The organism is Azospirillum sp. UENF 312511, assembly GCF_058780635.1.
Map to the genome: position 1 here is coordinate 1707233 of NZ_JBSNCG010000001.1, position 26557 is coordinate 1733789.

Here is a 26557-nt window from a genome sequence, read left to right on the forward strand (position 1 = left end):
CGGGCGACTTATCCACGGCGCCCGTTCCAGTATCAAGATCTCACGCTACCGCAGTAGCGGTGCGGGAGCTTCGGTAATCCTCGCCGCTGGTCAGCACCGCCCACGCGATGCGAGCCATCTTGTTAGCAAGCGCTACCGTGACGAGCCGGACAGGCTTGCGGTCGAGCATCCGCTTCAGCCATTCAGCGTCTCCTGGTGCTTTGGTCCGAGCGAAACGAATCACGCTGGTGGCGCCGATGACCAGGAGCCGACGGATCGAGCGGTCGCCGGTCTTGGTGATCCGGCCTAGCCTGTCCTTGCCCCCGCTGGAGTTCTGCCCTGGCACCAAGCCCAGCCAAGCCGCTAAGTGGCGTCCTGTTTTGAAGGCCGTCGGGTCGGTGATGGTTGCGGCCAGAACCGATGCTGTGATCGGGCCAATGCCAGGAATGGTGGCAAGCTTCCGGCTCCTCACGTTGGTCTTGTGCCAGGAAACGATCTGCTTCTCCAAACTCTCGATGCGGCTGTCGCAATTCTCGATTTGCCCAACAAGTTCTCGCAACGCGGTACGGGCCAGCTCGGGGAGAGCTTGTTCGTCCAGCCCCGCCATCAATGCGCTGGCGTTCTTTCGTCCCTGGGCCACGACGATGCCAAATTCCGCCAAGTGGGCGCGAAAGCCGTTGATCAGCATGGTTCGTTGGCGGACCAGGAGGTCGCGGGTACGGTGCAGCATCAGGACGGCCTGCTGATCTTCACTCTTTACCGGAACAAAGGCCATCTGCGGACGCGTCACCGCCTCGGCAATGGCCGCCGCATCGGTGGCATCGTTCTTCCGCCCACGCTGCACGTAAGCTTTGACGCGCGGCGGCGGGATCAGCCGGACCCGATGACCGAAGGCCAGTATCCGCCGGGCCCAATGATGAGCCGTGGCACAGGCCTCCATTCCCACCAGGCAAGGTGGCAACTCCCGAAAAAACCCCTCCACAGCATCCCGTCGCAGTTGGCGGCGGATCACCACCCGACCAGCCTCATCGACCCCATGAACCTGGAAGACCTGCTTGGCAAGATCGAGACCGACGGTGACAATGCTCATGTGGACGGCCCTCCCGTATGTGGCGACACGACACCGACCACCTTATGGCACTCAGATGCCGAGGGGCAGCGGTCGTCCACACCATCAAAGTCACCTCCAAGAAGGAGGTGAGGATGTGGACGCCGGAGAACCGAGAGCGCCATGATCGCAGCGGGCTGCGCTACCCGAGCGACCTGAGCGATGAGGAATGGCGGCTCGTCGAGCCGCTCATCCCGCCGGCGCGGCGTGGTGGGCGGCACCGCAGCGTCGATCTTCGGGCGGTGCTGAACGGCGTGCTGTACGTGCTGGAGACGGGTTGCCAGTGGCGCCACCTGCCAGGACTTGCCGCCGCGCAGCACGGTGCACGGTTATCTGCACCTGTGGGCCTGGGAGGGGACGTTGGAGCGCATCCACCATGACCTCTACCAGCGGGTCCGCGAGCAGGAAGGCCGCGAGGCCAGCCCGACCGTCGCTGTGCTGGACAGCAGAGCGTCCGCGCGGCGGAAAAGGGGGGTGTGCGGCGGACCCGGTCGGCTACGACGCGGGCAAGACGATCAAGGGCGTCAAGTACCACATCCTCGTCGATACGCTAGGCCTGCTCCTGAACGTCGCGGTTCATCGTGCCGACATCCAGGATCGCGACGGCACCGCCCTGGTCCTGGACAAGGCCACCCGCGCACTGTTCCCCTTCATCCGAGTGATCTTCGCCGACGGCGGCTACCAAGGGGACGTCGCGGCCGCCAAGGTGAGCGACGCCGGCGATTGGCGGCTGGAGATCGTCAAGCGCTCCGATCAGGCCAAGGGCTTTGTCGTGCTCCCGAAGCGGGGGCTGGGCGAACGAACGCTGTCATGGCTCACGCGGTGCCGCCGCCTCGTACGCCATTACGAGCAGTACCTCCGCACCTCCGTCGCCTTCATCCGCATCGCCATGATCCGTCTCATGCTCCGCCGCCTCGCTCGGAAATAATCTTTCAGGACAGACTCTCAGATGGCTTGCCACCATGAGGCCGGCACAGAGGCGGTGGTCCGTTGGAGTCGCCGCCTGACGCCGAACTACGCCTCTCGCACCCCGACGCTCTGTGCCGGTTGCGAGTCGTTCGCCGTTGCTCGCTGGCACTTGCCCTATTGGGTGTCGGGCGTCTTGGCAAACTGGTCCTTCCGCGTTTTCGGTGCGAGCATGCGCGTCTCGATCGGCAGCACGTCGCCTCCGCGCTGGGCAATGTTCGCCTGGATTTCATCCCACAGCTCTCGCTCATTCCGCAGCGAGTGGCGGATGTAAGACTCGACCAAGCTCTGGGCTGAAGTTCGCGATCAGGAAGCGGATGTTGACCAGCGTCTCGAACGCCAAGCGGCCGATGATGGCCGTAGTCTCACGCCATTCTTGGCACGTCTGACCGAGCAGCAAGGACAACAGCTTGAACTGCCACAGTGCAAACCACGCTGCTTGCCATGATGCCAAGCCGGCCACGCATTCCGGAATCGCCGACGCCCAGCTTTCAGCACGCAATACACTGCTCCCACAAGGCAGCCCAAAGACGACGCTTACGCTACTATCTGCTGGCATAATACAATTCCTCCGCGGGCACACTTGTTTGTCGAATTTCCGTTTTGTGCAAAACTTATAGTGGATGCTTTTGCGGGCCTGGGCTACGTTTCGCGGGAGGAAGGAGCGAGAGGCCATGCACGTAGCAGTAAGGGTTATGTTGCTCGTTGGAGTTCTCGCCACGCCTACATCGCCCTTGAACGCCAAGGAGATGCTCAGGACAAACGAGAGAATCTGGAGCGCCTTGACACCGGCAGAACGAACAAAAATCAGCGATACATACTTCGTAGACGTGGCCGCGGGTAGCCAGTTTGGCGTCCTCATCGACGCACAGGTTGTTGACGAATCTACGCCAAGCACGTCGGCGGGAGCCGCAATTGGCGAGGCTTACGGCTCAGCAACCTACATCGACCGCGCGTTCAAAGGATCAACTCCCAGTTACTCCGCGCGGGATCATGTGACCTCGTCTCTCCTGGGCGCGATCATCGGCAGCGCCATGGACCAACCGGCGCAGCGCAGATTTCGAATCCGGTACGTCGTGAGGGACTTGGCTGGCAACGTCAGCCAGATCGAGCAGATTAGTGATCAACCGTTCCGCCAGCCGGTAGGAGTCTGCGTCACCCTACCAGCTCTCACCATGACCACACAGAGCACGTGTGACACCGAGGTTGTGGTGTTCCGCGCACGATATTTGGCGACACCTGCTCCAGCGACGGGGAGCGGAAATGAGATCGTCACCCGAAAAGCGTCAAGCGTTACATCGGCGCCTGGAAGCTTCCAGGTAAAGCATAAGGAAGCAGAAACCATCCAAAATTCAAAAGACGCAGAGGTGCGCTGCCGGATTGGAACTGCCGGAGTCGTTTCGACAAGCGCTCAGAATTGTATCGATGCCGAAGGAGAAATCATTCGATGAAGAAGTTCACCGCATTATTTTTTGCCTGCACCGCTCTGGTTGCATGTCAGAACACATGGAATTACAAAGGAAAGTCATACACGAGTACGAACGAAGTCGTTGGGGTCATGGTTGCCGACCAAGATGCCTACACTTCTCAGATTAAGCCCCTCAATCGGCCTGTGACGGATAAAAACCTCGTCGTGGTGGTTCCGTCGCGCACGTACTTCATGGAGAACCATCTCAGGGTTCTTCGGGAGGGGACGCCAAACCTGACGATGGCCGCGATCGACGCAAACCCGGGGTTTGCCACCGGATATTCCGAATACATCAACCTGCCAAAGTGGATCGAGACGAAAAAAATTTACCCCGCGATCGAAGTAAAGGTGGTGGATGTGCCGACATCGATTCTGCCGGCCGATCAGAGCGATGTCCTTATCATGACGCTCACACCGAAGCTGGGGGCGCGTGATCAATGGTATTTCCACAGCGCCAAGAATGGCAAGCGAGCCATCCAAGGCGACAACGGCGTGGTTGAGTTGTTTGACCGCTGGGATTCCATGCTGGACGCGGTCAAGACGGCGGCCATGCAGTGACTCAGGCTTGACGCCATTCGTCATCTTTGTACCGCCGTCCATATTCTGATCAATCGATAAGGATAAGATGTGATGAAAAAGGTTGCTGTGCTGGCCGTGTCAATCCTCTTGGTCGCGGGATGCAACCAGACGACATACTGGTACAAGGACAAAAAGAACCTGAGCAAGGAGGAGTTTCAGCGCGTTTTTGTTGCGGATAGAGAAAATGACATGAGCAACATCAAACCGCTGACCAAGCCGGTCACGACTAGGCGGCTCCTTGTCGCCATTCCCAGTCGGTCAGGGTATTATGCAAACCGTTTGGCCGTCGCTCAGGCCGGCGCGCCGAACGCCACCGTGGCTGACGTAGAGGCGGTGCCGGCGAACGACAGTTGGTATTGGGACTACGCGAACATGCGCAGGTGGGTGGAAAGGAAAAATATCTACCCGGCCGTGGAAGAGAAAATTGTTGATAATCCTGGGGCTTTCCAGCCGTCCAACGATTATGACGTGCTTGCACTCACGGTACAGAGCAAGCCCGGCCAGAGGGACCAGTGGCATTATTACAGTCAGCGGAACGGCAAGCAGACTGTCTCACCTGACTCCTCGGCATCTGACACGTTGGCCAATTGGGAGTCGATGCTGGACGCTATTAAGGCTGCGGCGATCCAGTAGAAATGCCATAGGGGCGGAATTCTCCGCCCCTATGTTTTTAAAGCTGCTGAAGTTTTCTGCTCGTCAGAACCCTTCTAACACTACTTTGGCATTTTCTGGGTAACGGAGCGAAGTTGCGCCTGTTCTCGGGCTGAACCGCAAAGTTCGGCTGGAGGCGTTCATGTTGGAGGTGCGAAGCTGGGAAGCCGAGCTTTCGGACTGGCTGGAGCCTTTTCTGGAGGTGTTGGGGCACGCGGCGCGGCGGCGCTGGGCACCGATCTACCTCCGGGGACTGTTCGGGCGGACGGAGCGCAAGAGCATCCAGCCAATGGCGGCCGACCTGACGCCGGACGACTACGACCAGCTCCACAACTTCATCGCCAGCCGCGCCTGGGACAGCGCCGCGCTGGAAACGGTTCTGGCCGCCAAGGCCGATGCCCTGGTCGGCGGCCCGGACGCCGTGCTGATCATCGACGATGTCGCGCTGCCCAAGAAGGGCGAGCGCTCGGTCGGCGTTGCCCACCAGTATTGTGGGGCTCTGGGCAAGCAGGCCACCTGCCAAGCGCTGGTTTCCCTGACCCTGGCGCGCGCCGAGGTGCCCGTCCCCGTCGCCTTGCGCCTGTTCCTGCCGGACGACTGGGCGGGCGACGCCCTGCGGTGCCGGCGCGCCGGCGTCCCGGAGGAGTGGGCGTGTACGCGGACCAAGCCGGCCATCGCTTTGACGGAACTGGACCGCCTGGGCGGCTTGGGCGTGCGTTTCGGCACCGTGCTCGCTGATGCCGGCTATGGCAATGGCGCGGCGTTCCGCAAAGGGCGGAGCGACCGTCACATGACCTGGGTCGTCGGCGTGCAAAGCAACCAATCGGTCTATGGCATGGCCGTTCGGGAAACATGGCCGGTGGCGACGCGCGGACGACCGCGCAAGCGCGGCATCGCCAGCGAGAAGCCGGTCGCCGCCCGCAGCTTTCTGAAGCGCGTCAACGCTGTCCAGCGCGAGCGGGCATAGCGGATCGCCTTGGCCAAGTCGCCCTTGCGGGGGATGCGCACCAACGCGGTGTCGAGGAAGGCGGCCAATTCATCGAGAACAGGCCGGGCTTCCGCCTGGCGAACCCGGCGGCGTTCCTCGGCGGGCTGGCCGGTCAGGGGACGTTCGATGTCGAACAGCCTCCCGATCCGTCTCAGCGCGTCGGCGGCCAGCGGCGAATTGGTTTCGGCGTGCTCGTCGAAGAACTTCCGACGCACGTGAGCCATACAGGCGACCTCGGCGACAGCGGGCGGGCTGCCACCCGCAGCCTCATACAGGGCGTCGAACCCGGCATAGCCGTCGGCATGCAGGTGGCCGCGGAAGCCAGCCAGTTCCCGTTGCGGATGCTCGCCCTTGCGGTCGGGGGTATAGCGGTACAGCACCGCCGGCGGGCCCTGTCCGGCGTGCGGACGCTCATTGCGCAGGTAAACCCACAGCCGCCCCGTCTTGGTCGTGCCGCGCCCGGGGGCGAGCACCGGGACCGGCGTGTCGTCGGCGTGCAGCACCGAACCTCGCGGACATCCTCGCCCACTTGGCGCAAGGCGCCGCCGCAGGATGGGCAGGCATCAAACGGGGCGTGCACGATCTCGGTGCGCGGCAGGTGCTCCGGCAGCTTGCGCCGGCCGGCCTTGGCATAGCTCTCCGGCGAGGACGCCCGCAGCCCGGTGGAATCGGCCGGCATCCCTTCGGCAGCCGCTGCCGCCTCCAGGTCCTCCAACGTCAGTTCGAGCTGGTCGATCGCGCGGTCAATCCTCTCGGAGGAACGCCCGAATTGCATGCGCCGCAGCCGGGCCAACTGGACCTTGAGCTTCTCCACCTCCAACGCCTTGGCCACCAAGCCGGCCTTGGCGGCGGCCAACTCGGCCTCGCTGGCCTCACGGCACCGACGCTCGGCCGCCAGCTCCGCGGCCTGCGCGGCGATGATCGCGCGCAGCGTCTCGATGTCGGTGGGCAGCGGCTCGGCGGTGGCGGGCATGACCGGAGCCTACCCGATCGGCGGCTCCCGGAGGAGGATCGATGACCGTTCCGGCGCCGATCATCGGCGAGCGTGGCGGCCGGGACTCACCCTGCCATTTCCGGGCGCCACGGGCGTTGCGGGGCGCGCCAGTCCATGCCCTCGAACGATGGGCCAGAGCGATATCCCTAGCCGTAACGATGACGTGTCCATACCGGACGAAATCAGCGTGGTTGATCCCAGCCATCCGCTGTACGGGCGGCGTTTTCGGCTGCACACGATCACCAACGCGATGCGCACCTGCGGCTACGCCTTCGTGGAGTATCGGCCGGGAATCCTGTTGAAGCTTCCGATCACGGTGACGAGCCTGCGGCTCTCTCCGGAGCTTCGGCCCGCCGCGACCAAGCTGAGCGTCGAGGGATTGCGCGAACTGGTCGCCCTGGCCGGAGAGAGCGAGGGCGCATGCCCGTCAAGCCCGCCGAAGTCTGGCCCAGCCTGCCAGCCGCCCTCCGCCGGCAGATCGCCGATGAACTTGCCGCAGTCCTCCGGGAGGTGAGCCATGGGCTCCGAACTCGTGAAGCCACACCACCTGTCGCGCAAGGCGGTCATCTACGTCCGCCAGTCCACGCCTCACCAGGTGCTGACCAACCAGGAGAGCCTGCGCCTGCAGTACGCCCTGCGCGAGCGCGCCCATGAACTGGGTTGGTCGGAGGCCGAGATCGACGTCATCGATGCCGACCTCGGCCTGAGCGGCGCTGCGGCGTCCCACCGTCAGGGCTTCAAGGATCTGGTGTCGCGCGTCACCCTGGATGAGGTCGGCATCATCCTATCGCTGGAGGTGACCCGCTTGGCCCGCAACTGCTCCGACTGGTATCCGCTGCTCGACGTGTGCGGCTACCGGGAGTGTCTCATTGCCGATCGCGACGGCGTCTACGATCCTGGCACGGCCACCCGCTCCGCAAGGGCCGCGAGATCCCCGCGTTGGATATCCTGGTCGGCGCTGAACAGCCCGCCGAAGACGGTTGGAATGAGTTCGCGGCTCGACAGGATCCTCTGAAGCGTGCCTGCGACGGAGTCGGCGTGCCTGGTGAATTCCGCCCGTTGGACGTCCAGAGCTTGCTGCCGTTCCTGTCCGAAGACGAAGACCGTCAGCCCAATACCAACCAGCGCGGCAGCAAAGGAGGGAACGTAATGGCGGAGCGGCACGGATCGATGCTTCTAAGACAGGGGAAGACAAGGAGCTCCGCGGTTCTCCCGCCGGCCATGGCGCAGCGACGTTGACGCTCGCAGATCAAAGGTGCCAGCACAACAAGCCAAAGGGCCTATCCTGGTGGCAGGCCGTCCCAAGAGCGGTCGGGACCCGCGTTTGGGCCATCCGCCTGTGCCGACGGCTAGAGCAAGTTAGAACAAGCCAGAATCCGGCCGCTTGTCGGCACACGGCGAACACGGTCTTAAATCGTGTGTTGCGATCTCGCCGCGCGTCAGCGTGATCCAAACAGGCCAAGGATGACGGTCAGAACCGTTGGCAGACGTTCGGCCGATGGCCAAGGCAACCCACGCGGCGACCACCACTCCAAATTCTGCACCGGCATCATCAGCGGGCGTGGCTCGGGGCTCGTGGACACCGGCTGCTGAGACGAGACCTCCGGAGCGATTCCGGCGGAAGCAGCGGAGGAGGCGTCCCATCGCACCATCCGCAACTCGAATGGCGGGAGGATTTCCTCCGGCGTCACCAGAAGTCCGTATCGTCGGAACCAAGCTCCCACGTCCAATCGGCTGGTGATCATCGACAGTCCAACCGACACGACGAGCCCCGTCAGCACGGGCAGCAGCCACCATGCGAAATCGGGTGCCATGGCCAGGACCAGCCCGCCCCAGCCCAGACCGAGGAGCGTGTGCGCACCATGGCGCCTGACGGCTTCCGCGGCGGTCAGGCTGCGGCCGACGCGCCTCTGGGCGCTCCAGCCGACCTTGCGGCCGAGCAGCGTGGCGGCGATGAACTGGGTGTGGAACAGCATCATCGCCGGCGCCAGGAGCATCGAATGGACCAGCTCGACCGCAGCACTGGCAAGGAGGCGCCCCACACCACCGAAGCCGCGCCGCGCATCCGCGTCCGACAAGGCCAGCAGCAGGCTGTACAGGCGAGGCACCAGCAGGGCCAGAGCGGTGACCGTCAGCAGCGAGGCGACCTCGCCCGGCTTCGACACCGGCCAGTTGGGGAACAGGTTATGCCCCGGCAAGAAATACGGGTGCCCATAGGCCGCGAGGCTCAGCACATCCACGGTGGCGAGCAGCAGCAGGATCAGCCAGAGTGGCGAGGCGACGTAGCCCATCACCCCCAGTGTCAGGTGCAGTCGCGACATCGGGTGCAGTCCGCGTGCGCCCAGCAAAGCCATGTGCTGAAGGTTGCCTTGGCACCAGCGGCGGTCGCGTGTGGCGTAGTCGATGGCGTTCGGTGGCAATTCCTCCCAACTCCCTTCAAGGTCGGGAACGATCCATACCCCCCAGCCGGCGCGCCGGATCAGAGCCGCCTCGACGAAGTCATGGCTGAGGATCTCCCCGCCAAGCGGCTCCCGGCCCGGCAGTTGCGGCAACCCGCAATGCGCGGCGAAGGCCTTGGTGCGGATGATCGCGTTGTGTCCCCAGTAATTTCCGTCCCCAAGTTGCCACCAAGCCAAACCACTCGCCAGCACCGGGCCGTAGAACCGGCTGGCGAACTGCAGCATTCGTCCGAACAGCGTTTCGGCATTGGCCGGAAGCGGCAGTGTCTGGATGATTCCGGCGTCCGGATGCGCCTGCATCAGCCGGGACAGCCGCACAATCGTCCTGCCGGCCATCACGCTGTCGGCATCGAGCACCAGCGTGTGGTCGTAGGTGCCGCCCCAGCGCGTCACGAAGTCGGCAATGTTCCCGGCCTTCCGTCCGGTGTTGTGCGCCCGCCGCCGATAGAAGATCCGCCCAGCCGCGCCGAGGTGCCCGACCAGCCGCTCGATGGCCCGCCGCTCGGCTTCCGCGCTGGTTGGATCCCTGGTGTCGGACAGGACGAACATGTCGAACATCCCGGCCTCGCCGGTGGCGGCCAGCGACCGCCAGGTTCCGGCGAGGCCGGCGCACACCCGTTCAGGCTCCTCGTTGTAGATCGGCATGACGATGGCGGTGCGGGCGACGAGGGGGATGCTGTCATCGACCGCCAGTCCGGCGGGATCGCGGCCGATCAGACGGACCAGGAATCCGGCGGTCGCCGTCCAGAAGGAGGTGGCGATCCAGGCGAAGCTGAGCGTAAACAGCGCAAGCACCGTCACCTCCAGAACATTCAGCCCGTTGGCGCGCAGCACCTCAAGCATCAGCCAACTGGCCGCGAGAGTCGATCCCAGCACAGCGGAAACGTACAATGTGCGCCGGATCCGCGCGGTCTCGGCACGCGACGTCATGGCGGCGATCTTCAGGCCGGGGTCCATAGGTAGGTCCAGGTTTCAGTGAGGGGCGCTCCCCGCAGACGCAAGCGGCAGCGCAGGTCGCTCGGCTTGCCGTCAGGGGCGAAATCGAAGAACACCCGCCAGCCGCCGGTTTCGGCGTTCTTGAGCACGACGGGGGCCAGCAATCTGCCTGTCGAGGCTGAGACGTCCGCGTCCAACGCCTCCTCGGCGTCGAGGTGAGGCAAATCCCCACCGCCGAAGTCGACAACGAAATGGCGGGCCTCGCGGGGCATCCCGGCGTTGCCCGGGGTGCGCGCCGACCCGATGCGCGTCGAGGTGACCCGGCCGAGCGGCGGCAGCCACGCCAGGTCCAGGAACGAGACCAGCCGGTAGGACAGGGTCAGCGGATTGCCTTTGCGGACCGGCGGTTCCGGTACCCAGTAAGCGACGATGTTGTCGTTGATCTCCTCCTCCGAGGGAATCTCGACCAGCTCGACACGCCCTTTCCCCCACGCGCCGATGGGTTCGACCCAAAGGCTGGGGCGTTTGTGGAAGAGGCTTTCCAGATCCTGGTAGTTCTCGAACCGGCGGTCGCGCTGACACAGCCCGAAGCCGCGGGGGTTCTCCACGGCGAACGAGCTGACCCGCAGCGCCCGCGGGTTGGCGAGCGGGCGCCAGATCCACTCTCCTCCGCCGGTGGCGACCTGAAGCCCATCGCTGTCGTGCACTTCGGGGCGGAAGTCGTCGGTGCGGCGGCTGCGTCCCTCGCCGTAGAAGAACATGCTGGTGAGCGGCGCCAGCCCCAGCTTCTCGATGTCCGCGCGCGGGTAGAGCGCGCAGTGGACCTCCGCCACCGTCTCGGTGCCCGGCCGCAAATGGAAGCGGTAGGCGCCGGTGCACCTCGGGCTGTCGAGCAGCGCGTGCACAGTGATGGCGTCGGCTTCGGCCGCGGGTTCCTCAATCCAGAATTCGCGAAAGCGGGGGAACTCTTCGCCGCGCGGCTGGGCGGTGTCGATGGCGAGCCCACGAGCTGAGAGGCCGTATTTCTGATCGCGCCCGAGCATCCGGAAATAGCTCGCTCCGAGGAAGGCGATCACCTCGTCCATCGGGCCCGGCCGGTGCAGCGGATAGTGCAATCGGAAGCCGGCGAAGCCGAGATCGGAAGGCGGGTCCCCTTCGACCCTGTTGGCGCCGAACGAGAACAGCTCCCGGCGGTAGGCGACCGGACGTGCCTCGCCACCGGACACGATGCTCACACGGACTGGGCGGTCGTAGAGAAAGCCCGGATGGAAGAGCTGCACCTCGAAGCGCCGCGCGCCGCGCCAGATTGCGCGCTCCGGAACGAAGCGTATATCCCGGTATTGATCATATCCGAGTCCCTTCAGACCGTCAGGCAGCGTCACCGTCTCATCGTTATGGGGCTGTCCAGCCAGTTCCTGCGCCCGACGGCATAGGATTTCGTAGTCGAATGGCTCGCCCGCCCCGGTTTCGGCGAAGCTCCGGCGCACCGGCAGTGCAACTGCACCGAAGGCCGCCAGCCCCGCAATGAGCAGGTTCCGGCGTCGCAATGGTTCGGCCTTGATGATCACGCCGCATCCTTTCAGCTGAACGGGCCCACCGTATTCGGCAGCACGGCTGCTCGGGTGTGCGCCCTCCCGGCCGGCCGGCGCGGGTGTTGTGCCCCTCGCAGAGACAAAGGCGCGGGCGCATCCAGTTATTCCCAGGGCGCGCGGCAAAAGAGAGCAGGGTTGCTGATTTCGGGCGTGCGCCTTCCGATCAGTGCCGACGGCATGGAAAGGCATCGTGTCATGATGGAAGCTCCTTTGCTGGATGCTTCCACGTCGGGTTTCGTTGCAAAGTTTGATGTCGGGCGCGGAGAGCGGCGGCGTCAGCTTGGTCAGGCAGCCAGCCCGAACAGACGGGCGATGAAGATCGCTTCGGTGGGCATGTCGTTGGCGGGAACGTACGCCTCCGGTAAGCCTTTCAATTACCCACATCCGGCAGCACCGCTGGTGACGGCAGTCTCCACCTCGAACGCGGGCAATCCACGGCCTGTTGACATCGCACGATGTTCGGGAGGTGCCGATGGCCACGGGAACCAACGCCTGGATCGACAATGAACTCGCTGGCTGCCACTTTGCCGACGAGCGGCTGGGGCGACGCTTGGGCACGTTGCTCGATCAGATGAGCAAGTCTCGTTCCCCTTCCAATCCGATGGACAAGCGCAACAGGCTGTCGTCAATGCCCGCTGCGCGCCGCGCCTCGATCCCCATGCTCGCGTGCGTCATCGTCGCCGGATGAGCGACGAGGCTTTCGATGCCGCCAAGTGACTCGGCGAGCGTGAACACCTTCACCGCTTCCACGAAACGGCGTGCGCCGTCCGCTCCACCTTTGATGTTGAAACTCAGCATGGCGCCGAAACCGCGTTGCTGGCGCTCCGCGATGGCGCGGCCGGGGTGAGACGGCAGGCCTGGATAATGCACGGTCTCCACCCACGGATGACGATCGAGAAAACCGGCCACCGCAAAGGCGGTGCGCTGCTGGTGCTCCAGCCGTGGGAACAGCGTTCTCAAGCCACGCAACGTCAGGTACGCGTCGAAGGGCGCCCCTGTGAGGCCCATCGCGTTCGCCCAATCCTTGAGGTGGTTCAGATCCTGCGTGTGCGCGGCGATGACGGCTCCCCCCACGACGTCGGAATGGCCGTTGAGGTACTTGGTCGTTGAATGGATGACGAAGTCGGCCCCGAGCGCCAGCGGCTGCTGGAGCGCGGGCGAAAGGAAGGTGTTGTCGACGGCGATCTTTGCTCCCGCCGCTTTGCCTTGTTCGGCCAGCTTCGCGATGTCGGTGATGCGCATCAGCGGATTGCTTGGGGTTTCGATCAGGATGAGGGCCGGGCCGTGTCGAAGAGCCTCGGCGAAACCTGCCGCCTCGTTCAGATTGACGAACGCCACGTCGAAATGCCCCTTCGCCGCTCGCATCGAAAGCAGGCGATGGGTTCCGCCGTAGCAATCGTGAGGAGCGACTACCAGGTCACCAGGGTCAAGCGTCGCCAGCAGCAGGCTGACGGCGGCCATGCCGGTGGCTGTGACCACCGCACCGGCCCCGCCCTCCAATTGGGCGAGGGTATCGGCGAGCAGATCGCGCGTCGGGTTGGCCGTTCGCGAATAGTCGTATGGTCCGGGCTTCTCAAAGCCGGGAAACCGGTAGGTGGTCGACAGGTGGATCGGCGGCGTCACCGCGCCGTACTGCGCGTCGCCCCCGATGCCGTTGGCGGCGGTGATCGTCTGCGGGGATTTTTCATTGTCCATGCTCGGCATCCTCTGCTGCGTGCCGTGGTCCGGCTGTTCGACCGCTCCCAGCTCGCCCCGATGGCGCCGCGTCAGCGCGCCGCCGCCCGAAGGTTCGCGGCGCGGCTTGTCCGTCCGGGCTCGCTCGCCACATCGCCCCGCATGGTGCGCGCCGGGTTGTAGACCATCATGAGCGCACCCGCGAGAAACAGGGCGCCACCGGCTGCGCGGATGACGTGGAAGGGGTGCGTGGCCGTGACCGTCTCGACGAACGAATATTGGAGAAAGCCAAGGGTGTCGTAGGCGCGCCACATCAGACCCTGCATGATGCCCGACACCCACATGGCGGCGATGTAGAGCAGAATGCCCACGCTCGCCGTCCAGAAATGCAGGCTGACCAGCCCCACGGAGTACAGGCGCTCCCGCCCCCAGAGCCGCGGGACGAGATGGTAGAGGGAGCCGAACACCATGAAGGCCACCCAGCCGAGCGCGCCGGAATGCACATGGCCGACCGTCCAGTCGGTGTAGTGCGACAGTGAGCTTCCCCTGAAGCAGTGGACAGCGGGTTATGCGGCCTGTCGCTCGGCCTGCTCAGGGGTGATGTAGCCAATCGCCGAGTGCAGGCGTTGGCGATTGTAGTAGCCTTCGATGTAGCCGAACAGGTCCCGCTTGGCGTCCTCACGGGTCGCGTACCGGTGATGGTGGACGAGTTCCGATTTCAGGCTCCCGAAGAAGCTTTCCATCGGCGCGTTGTCCCAGCAGTTCCCCTTGCGGCTCATCGACGGGGTAATGCCGTGGCTTTTCAAGGCCTTGCGGTAGGCCGCCGAGGCGTATTGGCATCCGCGGTCGGAAGGGTGCAGAAGGCCGGGGGCCGGCCGCTGGCGCTGGAGGGCCATGGTGAGCGCCGCCAGCGGCAATTCGGTGCGCAGATGATCGCGCATCGCCCACCCAATCGCCTTGCGGCTGAACAGATCCAGCACCACTGCCAGGTACAGCCAGCCCTCGTCGGTTGGCACGTAGGTGATGTCGGTGAGCCAGACCTGGTTCGGAGCGGTGGGAGTGAAGTTGCGGTCCAGGAGGTTGGGGGCGATCGGCAGAGCGTGATTGCTGTCGGTGGTGCAGACCCGGAAGGCCCGGGGACGCTGGGCGCGAAGACCATGACGGTGCATGAGGCGTTCGACACGCCCCCGGCTGACGGTCCGGCCCTGTGCCCGCAGGGCGGCATGGATGCGCGGCGCTCCATAGCGCTCGCGGTGATCGGCGTGAAGCCGCCGGATGTCATCGAGCAATTGCCGGTTCCTGGTGTCCGGCTCTCCCTGGGCGCAGGTCAACATCCGGCCGGACACCACGCCCCGCCTGCCGCCGCAGCCGGGACAGTCCCTGCCCGTCGAGGATGCGCTTTTCCTCAAGGAGGCGGCCACGGCCAGCCAGGGGCAGGCGGAACTCGGGCGTCTCGCGGCGGAGAAGGGGGCGGACGACGCGTTCAAGAACCTGGCCAAAGGAATTGCGGAGACCCACGCCACCTTGGGTGAGTCCCTGAAGCGGCTCTCCTCGGCCCGCCCCCTGCCGCCGGCCGACCAGTTGAAGCCGCAGCGCGCCGACGCCTTCGGTGCCGCCGGGGCGGTGACCAACCCGGCGAACGCCCAGGAGGGCATGACGCCGGACGCCGTCAAGGCGCTGTCCGGGGCGTCGGGCGATGCCTTCGCCAAGGGCTACATTGAGGCGCAGCTTCGCATTCATGACCGCATCGTCGACCTCTACCAGACCGAGGCGTCGAACACGCCGGACCGCGAGCTTGCCACCTTCGCGATCACCAGTCTGGTGCCCATCCAGAAGGACCGCGACGCCCTTCGGCAGATGGCCGGCCGCTTCGGGATCAGCGCACCGGCGACGGGCCAGCCGGTCCAGTATGGCGATCCGACCAAGGCCCGTTGAGGCCGGCGGCCGCCATGGCGAACGATGCGCCGCCGGTGACCGGGCAGTTTTCGTGCATTTGCCCCTGGGCAAAGACGGCGACAACGCCTCACGTCATGATCCCCCCCGGTCATCATTCCAAGGACAAGCGAGGCGGACATGACGGAAACGCAACCACAGCCTACAGCGCTGCTCGGAACCCAGGTTGCCGAGGTGGACGGAGCTGGAGATCTCGTGTTTGACGCTGCGATCGTGGGGCCGCTCCTCGGCCTCGAACCGGGCGCCTTCATGGAAAAACTGAAGAAGGGCATGGTCCATCAGGTTCATGAACAGGGAACGGGTGTGGACCATGGTCGGAGGCGGGTGACCTTCCGCTACCGGGCACGGCAATCGGTGCTGGTTCTGGACGCGCAGGGCCATGCACTTCATGTTGCATGAGGTCGAGGTGGATGGGAGGGCGCGAAGAGCGCGGCCATGTGAGCGGCGTGAGCCCGGACGACGGGTCCGTCGATCAAGGACCTCTGTTCAACCCCACACGGCAACCCGATCGTCGCCGGCTTCACGGCGGTCGTCCCCTGACGATGCCAGGGGTGGGTCAGTAATCCCGATCCGGGTGATCGGACCAGTCGCCCAGATTCATCACGGCGACAGCCATCGCCACACCGCCGAACGTTCCGCAAACCGAGCCGAAGAGCAGGATGAAACCGATCAGCCAGTAGTCGGAGCCAAGGAGCAGTGTACGGAGACTGGCGACATCCAGCGCGAGAAGGCCGAGGCAAACGACAACGCCGGCCACGACCCCAATCGCCAGATGGGTCAATAGGAATGACACCAGATTATGCTTCTGCAAGAAAGCGGAGCGCCGTGGATTTCGAGGCATTACAGTGACTCCCTGCAGAGCAAAGGCGCATGGTGGCAATTGGAAGGCAGCATGCGCAGCGCCCTTGACGTTCGCCCTGAACTGAATCGGCGCACGCCCTGAAACCTCATACGGCAAGCAGTTCGTCCGCTGGGCCAAAGAACTCGTAATGGATGCTGCCCAATGGCACGCCCCGGCCGGCGAGGCCGCCGACCATAGCGCGCAGGAACGGTCGAGGGCCACACAGATAGTAGGCCGCCTCCTGCGTCGGGGTGTTGGCCACGATCCAATCCATGCTGATGAAACCTCGCTCATCGTAGTCGCGCCCCTGAACGTCGGCCGGGTCAGGGGCGTTGTAATAGGTGCGCAGCGTGATGTTGCGAGCCTGAGCGGCCAGTGCCCGGGAATGATCGCGCATCGCGTGAACGCGGCCGTTTTCGGCGCCGTGGATGTACCAGGTCGGCCGGCCATCGCCGGAACCGGCAATGTTCTCCAGCATGCTCATCATCGGGGTCAACCCCACCCCACCGCTCAGCAGCACGACCGGCCCGGCGGAAGCTTCGTCGAGGAAGAATTCGCCGGCCGGGGGCGCCACCTTCAGCACCGTGCCCGGCTTGGCGTGATCGTGCAGCCAGTTGGATGCCAGCCCCGCCGGCCTGCCCAAGCCCTCCTCCCGCTTGACGCTGATGCGGTAGGACCGGGAATCCGGAGCGGAGGAGATGGAATAGTTGCGCTTCAGCACACCGGCTCCCGGCACATCCAGCGCAAAGGTCAGATACTGACCGGGGCGGTGGCGGATCACACCGCGCTCGTCTGCCGGAACCAGGATGAAGGAGCGGATGATGTCGCTCTCCGGCGTCACGCTCTCCACCGTGAAGTCGCGCCAGCCGTTCCATCCGCCCGGCGCCGCGGCGAGCCCGGCGTAGACGCTGGCCTCCCGCGCTTTGAGCACGTCCGCCAGAAACCAATAGGCCTCGCCCCAGGCGTCGAGGACCTCGTCGGTCGCGGCGTCGCCCAGCACGTCCTTGATTGCGCCCAGCAGGGCATCGGCGACATAGGGGTAATGTTCGGGCAGGATGTTCAGCCCGACATGCTTCTGCGTGATCCGCTCCACCCGCGAAGCCAGCACACCCAGGTTGTCGATGTTGCGGCCATAGGCGATGATCGCTGCCGTCAACGCCTTGGACTGCGACCCGGTCTCGCCATGATGGGATTGATTGAACAGGTCACGGATTTCCGGGGTGCGGAACAATCGCTGATACATGCGGTCGGTGACCGCGGTGCCGCCTTTCTCCAGGGCGGGAACCGTGGCCTTGACGATGTCGATGGTTCGGTTGCTGAGAGCCTCCGCCATGAATTGTCTCCGTGCTGCCATGGCGATTCAACCCTCCGCCAATTCAACCGGTTCCGGCGGTTCCCCCAGAACCGGGCCGACCTCCAAAGGTTGTGATCGCACAGGCATCGGCAGCCGATGGCGCTGTAGTTCCTGCTGCGGAAGCGGCTTCCATGCGCTATATTTCGGTCTACGAAGCGCTCGTCCGCTTCTTCACGCCAAGGACTGTTGGCGTGACGAACCGCCTGGGAACCGTGGCTGATGCCCGCTGCCGATACCGATGCCCTGCAACCGTCCGCCCTGCGCGATGCCGACCATCTGACGGCGCTCGTCGATCTCAACGAACGCCTGTTCTTTGCCCATGACCTGCCGGCCGTGGTCTCCATCCTCCGGACGGTCGCGCGCCGCCTGACCGGCGCCGACGGCGTCACCATCGTGCTGCGCGATGGCGACCTGTGCCATTACGTTGAGGAGAACGCGATCAGCCCGCTGTGGAAGGGACAGCGGTTTCCCATGGGCATGTGCATCTCGGGCTGGGCCATGCTGACCGGGCAACCGGCGGTCATCCCGGACATCTACGCCGATCCGCGCATCCCGCACGAAGCCTATCGCCCCACCTTCGTGCGGAGCCTCGTCATGGTGCCGGTCGGCGCGCCAGAGCCCATCGCCGCCATCGGTGCCTACTGGGCAGCGCGGCACACGCCCGACACGGGCACCGTCACCCTCCTGTTGGCGATCGCCCGATCGGCGGCCCTGGCGCTGTCCAACGTCCGCCTGCTTGAATCGTTGCAGGAATCGGCCGAAGCCGCAAGGACACAGGCCAGGGAACTGGCGCGGGCCAACGCGGCGCGCACCCGGCTCCTCGCGACGTTGAACCATGACCTGCGCCAACCGGTCCATGCCCTGACCCTCGCCACCCACGCCCTGTCGTCCCGGGTCACACCCCGCGGGGAAATCTACGTGTCGACGATGAAGCACTGCCTGGGCGTGGTGAAGCGACTGATGGATGGCGTGCAGGATCTGGTGCGGATGGACGACGGCACGATCGCCGTCCGGATCGAAGACGTCCCGTTGGACGATCTGATGACGCACGCCACGGCGACGTTCCAACTGGCCGCCGAAGCCAAGGGGCTCGACTGGCGCATGGAAGGGAGCGGCAGCGGCCTAACGGTACGCACGGACCGGCTGCTTGCATCGCGCATCCTCCACAACCTCGTCGATAACGCCATCAAATACACCGACCGCGGGGAAATCCGGATCGTGTGCCGCACCGACGACGGCAGGGTGTGGGTCGACGTCTCCGATACCGGCCGTGGCATCCCGGAGAGTTCCCTGGCCGACATTTTCGAAGAGTTCTACCGCATCGAAGCCGGAGATGAGGTCGTTGGCCTGGGCCTTGGCCTGTTTATCGTGAAGACGCTGGCGGATCACCTCGGCTATGCGATCACGGTGGAGTCCCGCCCAGGGGCGGGAACAACGATCAGCGTCGCCCTGCCATTGGCTGGCTCTGTCGCATCGTCTATAGGCGGGTGATCGAGAGCCCTCGCCCGAGGGGGCTCCGTGACCGGCGCCAGCGGCCGGGCATGAGCAATCCTGAGGGGATGTCGCGGAACTGCTGCTGGATGGCCTCAATGGCGCTGATGTCCGCGAGGAGAGCCGCGACGCAGTCCGGATCGAACTTCCGGCCCGCCTGCTCCTGGAGGAAGGCCGCTGCGGCATCATTCGTCCACACTCCCTTGTAGGGACGTTCCGACGTGTGCGCGTCGAACATGTCTGCGACCGCGACGATGCGCGCTTCCAGTGAAATGGCCACATGATCGATGGGCATGCCCTTGCCGTGCTCAAAGCGAAGGCGTTTCCACAACGGCATGATACGAGCAGGACGGCCTTTGCCGAACCCGGTGCGGACCGAACCAACTCAGCGATGAGGGCGGGTCAGCTGCCGAGAAGCTCCTGCACGGCGGCAAGGAGTTGATTGGAGGCGACGGGTTTGCGGAGGAATGTCACGCCAAGGTCCGTGGCGTCACGTTCGCTGTCAGACCCCATATCCCCGGTCAGAATGATGCCGGGTATCGGATGGCCAGCCTGTGCGCGGATGGAGGCGACGGCGTCCGTTCCGACGTCGCCTCCTCGCAGTCGGTAATCCGCGACGACAAGGTCCGGCGCACGCGGCATGTCTCGCAGACCTTCGAGAGCCTGCGCCGCGGACCCGGCGATGACGACCTCGTAGCCCCACTCCATGAACAATGTCCGCAACCCGGAGAGCACGATCACGTCGTCATCGATCAGAACAGCCAAACGCCGTTGCCCGTCGGCCGTTACAACCGGCTTGGGCCGGGGCGGACTTGTCCCCGCGGCGCCCGCAAGGGGGACATCGACCGCAAAGGTCGATCCACGCCCCGGTTCGGAGCGTACGGTCACCGGGTGATCAAGCAGTTGGGAGAGCCGCTGCACGATGGCAAGCCCCAGGCCCAACCCTTGGCTCCGGTCGCGTTCCGGGTTGTTGACCTGATGGAACTCTTCGAACACCCGACCCATCTGCTCGGCGGATATGCCGATTCCACTGTCGTGAACCTGGATGCTCACGCGGTCGGGAGTGATGTCGCAGACGACCCGCACATAGCCTTCAGGGGTGTAGCGCAAAGCATTCTCGACCAGATTGCGCACTATGCGACCGAGCAGCACCGGATCGCTTCGCACCGCCAGAGTTGGTCCGGGGTCGGTGACATGGAGTTCCAGACCCTTGCTCGCCGCGATCGGTGAATAAGCGGCTCGCATCTCATCCAGCAGCGATGCAAGCGGCATGTCACGGACCTGAGGCACAATCGTTCCGACATCCAAGCGAGAAACGTCGAGCAGGCTGTCGAGCAGGGCCTTCAACGTGTCCAAGGCACGCTCCAAGGCCATCAGCGACCGGCGGCTCCGGTCCTCGAGGACATGAGACTGCAAAACGCCGGCGAACAGCAAAGCCGACTGGAGCGGTTGCCGCAAATCGTGGCTGGCGGCGGCCAGGAATCTGGACTTGGACTGGTTGGCTTCATCGGCCAGGGTCTTGGCATCCCGCAGAGCCTGCTCCATTGCCCGACGCTCGGAGACGTCCATGTTCATGCCGCTCAGGCGGACTGGACGACCGCTGCCATCATGTTCCGCCCGCCCCACTCCCAATAACCAGCAGACCCCCTTTCCCGGATGCGAGATGCGAAACTCCGCTTGGTAATCCGGCCGCCGGCCTTCGAGCACGTCCTGCACGGCCTGCCGCAACGCCGGGTGATCGTCCGCAACAACCAAGTCGTAGAACGCGGGTTCACTGGGGTGGAACGTCGTCGGATCGACACCCAACAGACGGTACATGCCGTCCGACCAGGTCACGACACCAGTGCGGAGATCGAGATCCCACAGACCGGCGTTTGCGGCGTTCAAGGCAATGGCGAGATTCCGTTCGCTCCGCTGCAAGGCCGCCTCCACGGACTTGCGCTCAGTGATGTCGATGTTCAGGCCGCTCATGCGCAACGGCGTGCCGTCCGTGTCGTAATGGACGCGCCCGGTGGATAACACCCATCGGACCGTCCCATCCGGGAGCATGATGCGGTATTCCAGTGCGAGATAGGGCTTCCGCTCACCGAAGAGCTGCGCCTGAGCCGCGGCCGTGATGGTTTCGACATCGTCCGGTTTCACTGTACGGAGCCAGGACTCCAAGCAGGGAGCATCGCTCTCCGGGTCCAAGCCGAACAGGCGATAACTGCCCTCCGACCAGTGCCCGTGCCCGGTGCGCAAATCCCAGTCGAAACTGCCGGCCTGAGCCGACTGCAGGGCCAAGCTGAGGCGTTCGTTGCTTGCCCGAAGTTCCTCTTCGGCCATCGTCCGTCGGGAAATGTCCAACAGATGCACGGTCAGGCCCCTCGGGGTGGGAAACGCTCGGAGCCAGAACCAGCGGCCGGTCTGCGGACCGCGGAATTCGACGTCCACCGGAACCCGTTCGGTCATGGATCTGTGCAACTCATCCGCCAACTGGCCTTCGGCGAGTTCGGGAAAGGCGTCCCACAGCCGCATGCCGTGCAGGTCGCGGCCTTGAGCGACCAGGGTCCTGGCCATATCGTTGAGTTCGAGGAATCGCCAGTCCCGATCGAACTCGATGACGCCATCCACGGTGTTGGCCAGCAACACGCTGACTTTGCGGGCGGAGTGTTGGGCCTCTTCGCGCACTCTCAGGAAACGGCGTATACCCCACAGGGCGCCGAGGCCCGTGGTCAGGAGCAGCCCCAGAAAGACGGCCACGGTCCAGAAGGTTGCGGTGTGGATGGGACGCATCGCCGTCGCTTTGTCGAGCCCGACGTGCAGATACAGGCCCTGGGCACCCGACGTTGCCGGTGAATAGGCAAACACCCGTGGCCGACCGTCCATCCCCGCCAATTCAACCACACCTTTGGTCGCCTCGCGCAACAAAGGACCGAACGGTTCCGGCAACAAGCGGCCGGCCAGTTCCGGTGCGTCAGGGATGGTTGCGAGAACCGTTCCGTCACGGTCGGCGACAAGGAGACAGGTGTTGTCCGGCAAAGAGTCCTGCGTGAGGGACTCCCGCAGCCAAGCGGTGTCGAGAAGTGCCGCAATCACTCCATGATAATCTCCATCCTCCCGGCGGTGGGCACGGGCGAAGGGAATGGCGGGTTGTCCCGTGATCGGCGATCGCATGGACTGGCCTGTGACGATGCCATCGGTGCTCGCCGCGTCCTGGAGGAGCCGGTCTGCAATCACCCGCCCCACCGTCATAGGATCTGTCGAGCACCATACGGCACCGTCCGCGTCGGAAATTTCCATTGCCATGTAGCTCGGATACTTGGCCCTGATCCGGGACATGACCTCCTGGCAGGCCATGGCATCCATACGCCCCACCCCCGCTTCGGTAAGAGCGAACAGGATGTGATGGATATCCTGTATGATCCGTCTTTGTTCCGCGTCCACAAGGTCAAGAAAGTGGCTGGCATCCTGTCGAAGCTCGGCCTCACGGGCCGCATGAAGCTGCATGATCGGAAAGAGCTCGAACGCCAGCAACGGAGCAGCGATGAGCAGGAGGAATGACAGCAGGCGGTTGGCTTTTTTACGAGGCGCTCGCTTCTGTAAGGACTTCAGCAATTCCTGTCTCCAAGGGCCGCCCTTCTCTTCCCTGGAGCATTATACAAAAATACGCCGGTATGTGATCAGATAAAAATACCACCCCCCAAAGATAGACATCGACATATGCCTTGAGGCAGAGCTGCCAGCCCTGTCAAAAAGGCCTCCTCAACTTCTTTCCCACACTCCATCCGGAAGAACGCCTCTCTGTTGAAATCAACCTTCACTCCCGCAAGCTCGAAGAACTTTTTTGAGCAATTGTTTTGCTTTCCAGCGCTGAATTATATTTCCATGGCGCAGCACCATCTCGGCGTAATTCTTCGCCATAGAGGAGAAACACAGAATGCCTTCTTTTTGGGCAGCCTCGTCGGTGCATGCATACTGAGCCTGACGGATGCATAAATAGGCAGTCCGGCACCCATCGAGCGCTATGCTTGGCGGAAAATCGACCATCGTGCCGAGCCTCGTAGAAGCAATATTGAACAAATTTTGCGCAAGATAACCAGGACGGTGGCGAACGATTCAGCGTGATCCACGTTTCCAGATGAATGACCTCATGATTGCTACCTCTTGAGCTGCAACGCTGACCATCGCCCCGCCGCGAACCGCTCGTCATGAGCAGCTGCCTGTGGAGGCGCCCATTCAACTCCGGCGCATCGTGTGGCTCCAGCGAAAGAGCGTCGTATGATCAGGCGATAGGCACCAAGCGGCGGTCCGGCCAGGACTCGGATTCGAGAGCTTCCACACCGCTCGGCAGACCATCGCTGGCGAACAGATCGTCGCCATAGTCCGTAACGGGCAGGTCGCCGCCGTTCCCATCAACAACATTCCGGCCCCGTAGGCCTTCATCGAGGCCCTGTTCGGCGCGATCACCTGACGGCGCCGATACCGCGGTCCCGCGTGCCCACTATCCGATGTGCGACCGAATCCGATGAAGTCCAGCTGCTTTTGACGACGATCAAGGCTGCCCGTTCTCCACGCTCGCAGCATCCATATCGCGCCCGAACCACCAACTGATCCGACGGAAGCGACAGTGCCAATGAATGAAGCCCAAATCGGACTGCTGATCGTCTCGCCGCTGCTGATCGGCATGGTTGTGCTGTTGTATCGCCAGGGTGTCATGACGCGAAGCGGCGCAACGCTCGCCGCGCTGGCTTCAGTCGGCACGGTAGCGTGGCTATTCTTTACTCAGTAAATTGTGTCCACTTTCGAGGTGGCAACGTCAGGAGGGATGGTGGTTGTCCTCGTCAGAACGCAAACACCGCCGATCGTCGTTGTGACCAGTTGTGGGAGGTGGTCAAAGCGGCGATGGCAGCGGCGATCTTCGCACCACCCTGGACAGACGGCTCGATGGGATTTGCGTAGTCCTCTGCCTTGTCGCAGACCAAGCGCAAGTCGATGAGCGGCAAGCCCCGTATGAATGCCTCACGGGTGATGACATCGTTGAAGATGGTCAGGCCGGTAATGACCAATCGTTGCCGAAGCGGGTCGGGGTAGTGCGCGTCGTAGATCGTGCAGACCGCCGTCGGCAAGCGCGAGGCCAAGACGGCGTCGAGCATTGTCCGATAGTCGCCCTGGAACCGCTCCCGTATCTCGCCCAGCCTGTTGACCACCGCGGCAACAGATCGCGCTCCTTCATCCAGCAGACCGGAGTGGCGCAACGCATCGTTGCCGCCCACACTCACGATGAGATGAGTCGCGTCAGGAGGACATTGCTGGATTTGCCGAACGACGCTGCTGGTCACGGCACCGTCTTCTGCTCGTAACGTCGCACGCCAGCCCGACGGTAGACGCAAACGAAGCTGTGCCGTCACGTCCGGTCCGCCTCCGACATAGGCGGAGTTATCGAAGATCGAATCGCCCAGCAGGACGATATGCGGCATCGATGCGGATGAAACCATGCAGCTTCTCCCTCAGTGCCATTGCCGCAACAGCGAACAACGGCCTTTCTTCCCATTTCAAAGCGGAGCTCTCTCCATCTTCCTGTGCCCTCTGATCGCTTGAACCACGCTGGCGCTGAAGGCGCTTACCGTCGCGCCAGGGTGCCTGAGTGCGGCTCAAGCCCAAATGCGCATCAACGCCGAAACGGGGGCTTTGGGAGACGGGGGTGCACCTCAGGCCCAATCGGACCGATTCACTGCCCCAAAATTCTTCTTGACCTCAAGCGAGCTTGAGGTTTTAGCCTGGGTGTATTGGATCTGGCATGCCAGAGCCGATTGCAACATGGACTGCGAAAGGCAGCGATCCCCAGCGCACCAAGGGAGGCGTGTGTGATCTCTCCGACATCCGTCAATTGGGCCATGCTCAACACGCTGCGCGCCATGCCGGGTCCCGAGGCCACGACACCTCCGGTCTCGCTGCTGGCCATCACGAAGGCGGCAAGCTTGAAGCCGGCCACCGTGAGGCCGGCACTTTGCGAATTGGTCAGGCAGGGTTTTGCCCAGGAGTACACAACACAGCACGGCAAACAATACGCGAGAACGAAAGAAGGTAATCAGCGAATATTGGAAATAAAGGGCTGGCTTCGGTAGCCATTCAGAGGCCCGCGGGGATCAACGGCCTGCATCCTCCACTCCTGCTCGTTTCAATGGCGAACGGTTTGGTCACGCCGCCAGGCTCCGCATGCCTGCGGCTCAACAGGGAGAGACGGCATGGGCAAGGCACTCGAAGGCGTGCGGGTTCTGGACTTTACCCACGTTCAGTCGGGTCCGACCTGCACGCAGCTTCTGGCGTGGTTCGGCGCCGACGTGATCAAGGTCGAGCGTCCGGGCGAGGGCGACATCACGCGCGGCCAGCTGCGCGACGTGCCCGAGGCCGACAGCCTCTACTTCACCATGCTGAACCACAACAAGCGGTCCATCACGCTGGACACCAAGAACCCGGACGGCAAGCGCGTCCTGGAGGATCTGGTGCGGATCTGCGACGTGATGGTCGAGAATTTCGCCCCCGGCGTGCTCGACCGCATGGGCCTGACCTGGGAGCGCATCCAGGAGCTGAACCCCCGCATCATCGTCGCCTCGGTCAAGGGCTTCGGCCCCGGTCCCTACGAGGACTGCAAGGTCTATGAGAACGTCGCGCAGTGCGCCGGCGGCTCGGCCTCGACGACCGGCTTCGACGACGGCCCGCCGATGGTCACCGGCGCCCAGATCGGCGACAGCGGCACCGGCCTGCATCTGGCGCTGGGCATCGTGACGGCGCTCTACCAGCGCACCCAGACCGGGCGCGGCCAGAAGGTGCTGGCGGCCATGCAGGACGCCGTGCTCAACCTCTGCCGCGTCAAGCTGCGCGACCAGCAGCGGCTGGAGCGCGGCCCACTGAAAGAGTACCCGCAGTACCCCAACGGCGAGTTCGGCGACACCGTGCCGCGCGCCGGCAACGCCTCGGGCGGCGGCCAACCGGGCTGGATCCTGAAGTGCAAGGGCTGGGAGACCGATCCCAACGCCTACATCTACTTCATCACCCAGGCGCCGGTGTGGGCGAAGATCTGCGACGTCATCGGCAAGCCGGAGTGGGTCACCGATCCGGACTACGCGACGCCCGCCGCGCGCCTGCCGCGCCTGAAGGACATCTTCGCGACCGTCGAGGAATGGACCATGACCAAGACGAAGTTCGAGGTCATGGAGATCCTGAACAAGTACGACATCCCCTGCGGCCCCATCCTGTCGATGAAGGAGCTGGCGGAGGATCAGTCGCTGCGCGAGACCGGCACCATCGTCGAGGTCGATCACCCGACGCGCGGCAAGTACCTGACGGTCGGCAACCCGATCAAGCTGTCGGACAGCCCGACCGAGGTCACGCGGTCGCCGCTGCTGGGCGAACACACCGACGAGATCCTGCGCGAGGTGCTCGGCTTCGACGAACGCCGCATCGGCGAGGTTCGCGACAGCGGCGCGCTGGGTGCCGCGCGCAGACCGCTGACCACTGAGTAGGACAGGCGGCGGTCCTCCC

23 protein-coding genes and 6 pseudogenes are annotated in these 26557 nt (G+C 64.1%); 15 read left to right on the forward strand and 14 right to left on the reverse strand.

Translation table 11 applies throughout. The features are described from left to right. Positions 1 to 40: 40 nt before the first annotated feature. Positions 41 to 1069: an IS110 family RNA-guided transposase gene (locus tag ACWPN7_RS07975; protein ID WP_451991358.1), complete on the reverse strand. Its 1029-nt coding sequence runs from the start codon at positions 1067 to 1069 to the stop codon at positions 41 to 43. Between the two features lie 113 nt (positions 1070 to 1182). On the opposite strand from ACWPN7_RS07975, the pseudogene ACWPN7_RS07980 reads away from it, so the two are divergent. Continuing rightward, positions 1183 to 2015 (forward strand): annotated as a pseudogene (locus ACWPN7_RS07980) (IS5 family transposase). Between the two features lie 285 nt (positions 2016 to 2300). On the opposite strand, the gene ACWPN7_RS07985 reads toward ACWPN7_RS07980, so the two are convergent. Continuing rightward, positions 2301 to 2555 (reverse strand): hypothetical protein, encoded by a 255-nt coding sequence (locus ACWPN7_RS07985; RefSeq protein WP_459198256.1) that lies wholly within the window; start codon positions 2553 to 2555, stop codon positions 2301 to 2303. 172 nt (positions 2556 to 2727) lie between these two features. On the opposite strand from ACWPN7_RS07985, the gene ACWPN7_RS07990 reads away from it, so the two are divergent. From ACWPN7_RS07990 to ACWPN7_RS08005, 4 genes and pseudogenes are all read left to right on the forward strand, one after another. Further along, positions 2728 to 3504, forward strand: coding sequence for a hypothetical protein (locus ACWPN7_RS07990; protein WP_492273234.1), 777 nt, complete (start codon positions 2728 to 2730; stop codon positions 3502 to 3504). Then, positions 3501 to 4079, forward strand: a complete 579-nt coding sequence (locus ACWPN7_RS07995) for a hypothetical protein (RefSeq protein WP_459198254.1) — start codon at positions 3501 to 3503, stop codon at positions 4077 to 4079. Before ACWPN7_RS07990 ends, ACWPN7_RS07995 begins: the two co-directional genes overlap by 4 nt. A gap of 72 nt (positions 4080 to 4151) precedes the next feature. Continuing rightward, entirely contained in the window at positions 4152 to 4733 is a 582-nt protein-coding gene (locus ACWPN7_RS08000; protein ID WP_137116683.1) for a hypothetical protein, read from the forward strand. A gap of 160 nt (positions 4734 to 4893) precedes the next feature. Continuing rightward, positions 4894 to 5646: pseudogene (locus tag ACWPN7_RS08005) on the forward strand (IS701 family transposase); the annotation flags it as partial. Between the two features lie 35 nt (positions 5647 to 5681). On the opposite strand, the pseudogene tnpC reads toward ACWPN7_RS08005, so the two are convergent. Next, positions 5682 to 6712 (reverse strand): annotated as a pseudogene (tnpC, locus tag ACWPN7_RS08010) (IS66 family transposase); the annotation flags it as partial. A 208-nt stretch (positions 6713 to 6920) separates the two neighbouring features. On the opposite strand from tnpC, the gene ACWPN7_RS08015 reads away from it, so the two are divergent. Continuing rightward, positions 6921 to 7247 (forward strand): hypothetical protein, encoded by a 327-nt coding sequence (locus ACWPN7_RS08015; RefSeq protein WP_492273235.1) that lies wholly within the window; start codon positions 6921 to 6923, stop codon positions 7245 to 7247. Between the two features lie 3 nt (positions 7248 to 7250). Further along, positions 7251 to 7748 (forward strand): recombinase family protein, encoded by a 498-nt coding sequence (locus ACWPN7_RS08020; protein ID WP_459198252.1) that lies wholly within the window; start codon positions 7251 to 7253, stop codon positions 7746 to 7748. Between the two features lie 424 nt (positions 7749 to 8172). Here ACWPN7_RS08020 and mdoH read toward each other — a convergent pair whose 3' ends face one another. Then, positions 8173 to 10149 carry a glucans biosynthesis glucosyltransferase MdoH gene (gene mdoH, locus ACWPN7_RS08025; RefSeq protein ID WP_459198251.1) on the reverse strand — a complete coding sequence of 659 codons (1977 nt, stop codon included), beginning with the start codon at positions 10147 to 10149 and terminating at the stop codon, positions 8173 to 8175. Next, entirely contained in the window at positions 10134 to 11696 is a 1563-nt protein-coding gene (locus ACWPN7_RS08030; protein WP_459198250.1) for an OpgD/OpgG family glucan biosynthesis protein, read from the reverse strand. The genes mdoH and ACWPN7_RS08030 overlap by 16 nt, the downstream gene beginning before the upstream one ends. Positions 11697 to 11855: 159 nt before the next feature. Between ACWPN7_RS08030 and ACWPN7_RS08035 the strand changes: the two genes are divergently transcribed. Both ACWPN7_RS08035 and ACWPN7_RS08040 read left to right on the forward strand, forming a co-directional pair. Continuing rightward, a complete protein-coding gene (locus ACWPN7_RS08035; protein WP_459198257.1) occupies positions 11856 to 12227 on the forward strand; it encodes a hypothetical protein in 372 nt (123 codons plus the stop codon). Continuing rightward, a pseudogene (locus ACWPN7_RS08040) lies at positions 12193 to 12264 on the forward strand (hypothetical protein); the annotation flags it as partial. The gene ACWPN7_RS08035 and the pseudogene ACWPN7_RS08040, both read left to right, overlap by 35 nt. A 23-nt stretch (positions 12265 to 12287) precedes the next feature. Here ACWPN7_RS08040 and metB read toward each other — a convergent pair. From metB to ACWPN7_RS08055, 3 genes and pseudogenes are all read right to left on the reverse strand, one after another. Continuing rightward, a complete protein-coding gene (metB, locus tag ACWPN7_RS08045) occupies positions 12288 to 13415 on the reverse strand; it encodes a cystathionine gamma-synthase (RefSeq protein WP_456531889.1) in 1128 nt (375 codons plus the stop codon). A 71-nt stretch (positions 13416 to 13486) separates the two neighbouring features. Continuing rightward, positions 13487 to 13936: pseudogene (locus ACWPN7_RS08050) on the reverse strand (cbb3-type cytochrome c oxidase subunit I); the annotation flags it as partial. Between the two features lie 24 nt (positions 13937 to 13960). Beyond that, positions 13961 to 14692, reverse strand: a pseudogene (locus tag ACWPN7_RS08055) (IS3 family transposase); the annotation flags it as partial. On the opposite strand from ACWPN7_RS08055, the gene ACWPN7_RS08060 reads away from it, so the two are divergent. Both ACWPN7_RS08060 and ACWPN7_RS08065 read left to right on the forward strand, forming a co-directional pair. After that, positions 14670 to 15329: a DUF4142 domain-containing protein gene (locus ACWPN7_RS08060; RefSeq protein ID WP_456531866.1), complete on the forward strand. Its 660-nt coding sequence runs from the start codon at positions 14670 to 14672 to the stop codon at positions 15327 to 15329. The pseudogene ACWPN7_RS08055 and the gene ACWPN7_RS08060 sit on opposite strands and share 23 nt — an antisense overlap. A gap of 138 nt (positions 15330 to 15467) precedes the next feature. Next, positions 15468 to 15746: a DUF6522 family protein gene (locus ACWPN7_RS08065; protein ID WP_144243635.1), complete on the forward strand. Its 279-nt coding sequence runs from the start codon at positions 15468 to 15470 to the stop codon at positions 15744 to 15746. A 157-nt stretch (positions 15747 to 15903) separates the two neighbouring features. On the opposite strand, the gene ACWPN7_RS08070 is transcribed toward ACWPN7_RS08065, so the two are convergent. Together ACWPN7_RS08070 and hmpA are read right to left on the reverse strand one after the other, a co-directional pair. Continuing rightward, on the reverse strand, positions 15904 to 16128 hold the full coding sequence (locus ACWPN7_RS08070) for a hypothetical protein (protein WP_247874577.1): 225 nt from the start codon (positions 16126 to 16128) through the stop codon (positions 15904 to 15906). Between the two features lie 166 nt (positions 16129 to 16294). Further along, positions 16295 to 17521, reverse strand: coding sequence for an NO-inducible flavohemoprotein (hmpA, locus tag ACWPN7_RS08075; protein ID WP_040136916.1), 1227 nt, complete (start codon positions 17519 to 17521; stop codon positions 16295 to 16297). Between the two features lie 240 nt (positions 17522 to 17761). Between hmpA and ACWPN7_RS08080 the strand changes: the two genes are divergently transcribed. After that, the gene (locus ACWPN7_RS08080; protein ID WP_492273236.1) at positions 17762 to 19033 is read left to right on the forward strand and encodes a sensor histidine kinase; all 1272 of its coding nucleotides are present in this window, start codon (positions 17762 to 17764) and stop codon (positions 19031 to 19033) included. On the opposite strand, the gene ACWPN7_RS08085 is transcribed toward ACWPN7_RS08080, so the two are convergent. The 3 genes from ACWPN7_RS08085 to ACWPN7_RS08095 all read right to left on the reverse strand — a co-directional run bounded on the left by ACWPN7_RS08085 (position 19020) and on the right by ACWPN7_RS08095 (position 23062). Next, a complete protein-coding gene (locus tag ACWPN7_RS08085) occupies positions 19020 to 19328 on the reverse strand; it encodes an HD-GYP domain-containing protein (RefSeq protein ID WP_040136920.1) in 309 nt (102 codons plus the stop codon). The genes ACWPN7_RS08080 and ACWPN7_RS08085 overlap by 14 nt on opposite strands. A gap of 107 nt (positions 19329 to 19435) precedes the next feature. Then, positions 19436 to 22630 (reverse strand): PAS domain-containing protein, encoded by a 3195-nt coding sequence (locus tag ACWPN7_RS08090; RefSeq protein ID WP_459198260.1) that lies wholly within the window; start codon positions 22628 to 22630, stop codon positions 19436 to 19438. A gap of 195 nt (positions 22631 to 22825) precedes the next feature. Continuing rightward, entirely contained in the window at positions 22826 to 23062 is a 237-nt protein-coding gene (locus ACWPN7_RS08095; protein ID WP_144243636.1) for a hypothetical protein, read from the reverse strand. Positions 23063 to 23648: 586 nt separating this feature from the next. Between ACWPN7_RS08095 and ACWPN7_RS08100 the strand changes: the two genes are divergently transcribed. Next, on the forward strand, positions 23649 to 23804 hold the full coding sequence (locus ACWPN7_RS08100) for a hypothetical protein (RefSeq protein ID WP_176025463.1): 156 nt from the start codon (positions 23649 to 23651) through the stop codon (positions 23802 to 23804). A 52-nt stretch (positions 23805 to 23856) separates the two neighbouring features. On the opposite strand, the gene ACWPN7_RS08105 is transcribed toward ACWPN7_RS08100, so the two are convergent. Further along, entirely contained in the window at positions 23857 to 24510 is a 654-nt protein-coding gene (locus tag ACWPN7_RS08105; protein ID WP_459198259.1) for an SGNH/GDSL hydrolase family protein, read from the reverse strand. A 399-nt stretch (positions 24511 to 24909) separates the two neighbouring features. Between ACWPN7_RS08105 and ACWPN7_RS08110 the strand changes: the two genes are divergently transcribed. Both ACWPN7_RS08110 and frc read left to right on the forward strand, forming a co-directional pair. Then, the gene (locus ACWPN7_RS08110) at positions 24910 to 25140 is read left to right on the forward strand and encodes a hypothetical protein (RefSeq protein ID WP_451993078.1); all 231 of its coding nucleotides are present in this window, start codon (positions 24910 to 24912) and stop codon (positions 25138 to 25140) included. Positions 25141 to 25260: 120 nt separating this feature from the next. Next, entirely contained in the window at positions 25261 to 26538 is a 1278-nt protein-coding gene (gene frc / locus ACWPN7_RS08115; RefSeq protein ID WP_040136926.1) for a formyl-CoA transferase, read from the forward strand. Positions 26539 to 26557 lie beyond the last annotated feature (19 nt).